This window comes from Parasphingorhabdus sp. (genome assembly GCF_036963705.1).
GTDB lineage: Bacteria > Pseudomonadota > Alphaproteobacteria > Sphingomonadales > Sphingomonadaceae > Parasphingorhabdus.
Genome location: NZ_JBALUT010000156.1, coordinates 1 through 1568, shown reverse-complemented (window position 1 = coordinate 1568; position 1568 = coordinate 1). Strand labels below are relative to the sequence as shown.

2 protein-coding genes are annotated in these 1568 nt (G+C 52.6%); one reads left to right on the top strand and one right to left on the bottom strand.

The window, feature by feature from the left end; all coding sequences use genetic code 11:
• The first annotated feature begins 231 nt into the window (after window positions 1-231).
• Complete coding sequence (locus V7680_RS15620) at window positions 232-984, top strand: GGDEF domain-containing protein (RefSeq protein WP_335654173.1); 753 nt, start codon at window positions 232-234, stop codon at window positions 982-984.
• A 186-nt stretch (window positions 985-1170) separates the two neighbouring features.
• Here V7680_RS15620 and V7680_RS15615 read toward each other — a convergent pair whose 3' ends face one another.
• The gene (locus tag V7680_RS15615; RefSeq protein WP_335654172.1) at window positions 1171-1443 is read right to left on the bottom strand and encodes a hypothetical protein; all 273 of its coding nucleotides are present in this window, start codon (window positions 1441-1443) and stop codon (window positions 1171-1173) included.
• Window positions 1444-1568 lie beyond the last annotated feature (125 nt).

Sequence of the window (1568 nt, the reverse complement as noted above, 5' to 3'; positions counted from 1 at the left end):
GGGCAAATGGATTTCGAGATTGATGCGAAGCGGATTGATGAACTTGCGGCCTATATGCTGACGCTCAAAAGCCCCGCCTACCGGCCTCCGATTCAATAGGAATCCTATCAGGCAGTGCAAAATGATGCTGCAATCGACGTGCGCGTCTGGCGCCCCAGTCATGATTGGCCCCACTGCATTATTCCACACAATATAATCATTTGGTAATGGGTCACATCGTAACGCTTCGCCATGTTATTACGTGTTCAATCCAAGCGGCAGGTTTTGCGATATACCGCGCTGCTATCAGCGCTGGCGATCATTGTGCCCGTCGTGATTGTGTCTGGCTTTCTGTCCCTTGTCGATGACATGGAGTTGGGTCGCAAACTGGCCTTTGTCGGGATGGCATTCATGATCCCGCTGCTGATTGCTCCACCCGCCACTTTTGTCGGCCTCTCGATGTTGCATAGCTTGACCAAAATGCTGGGCATCATGGATTCCGAAATCCGCCTCGACGGCCTGACCGGCCTGATGAACCGGTCCTATTTTCTGGACAGCGTAAGGGGCCGCGAAGCTCCCGGCGTGCTGATGATTGTCGATGCGGACCATTTCAAGCGGATAAATGATACCTATGGCCATGCTGCCGGAGACGATGCGTTGCGCGCTCTGGCCAACTCAATCTCGCTGTCGGCCGGTCCCGATAGTCTTGTCGGCCGTTTGGGCGGAGAGGAATTTGTCGTTTTCGTTCCCAATTGTGACGGTGGAAAAGGACGGGAGCGCGCTCAACAAATTTGTGATGCTGTCCGCAGCATGGACATATTTGCAGACGGTCATTTGCTATCGCTCACCGTAAGCATTGGTTGTACTGTTCACCATGCAGGCACGACCATTGGCGGTTCGCTCAAAACGGCGGACAATAATTTGTATCGGGCGAAAGAAGACGGGCGTGATATGGTCGTTTTTGCGACGAAAGACGAGTTGGGAGCAAAGTTGCTATACGCATAGCTCATTTCTAGACCGGATTGAATATACTGAGAGTATTTGTCAGAGAGCTAACCGGCGGTCACTCAATCGGCAGCCAAATTCCACCCAGGTCTGGCTTATCAATCAAACCTAAACCCCTGCATGTTTGGGAAAGCAAAGGAGCGCCCTTATAATGCCGGGCGCTCCACCTAAGAATTTTATCGGCTGTTAGCTTCCGCGCCGAATGCAAACATTTTCTATGTCTTCAAGTCCAGCCAGTTTCGGACCAATAGTTTTGGCAACATCGATCCGGACAGAATCGTTATGTTCCTTGACCGTCTGAACGACCTCCCCGTCCTTATCGCCTTGCAGACTCTCCATCATCGCGATCGCGGCCTCCCGTGCCAGCCGGATGATAAGTTGGCGATCGGTCTCGTCTCCGATCTCGAAGGTGACGGTCGGGGCGCCATATATCTTGTAGACATGGTATTTCAGCCACAAGGGCGGATGCTGTCCAGATGTCGCTGACACGCTGTGGCGATAAATTACGGTTTCGACCCCATCAACCCAGTCCGGTGATCTTCAATCCGGTCATTACAAAGACATAGCCCAGACCGCCGTACATC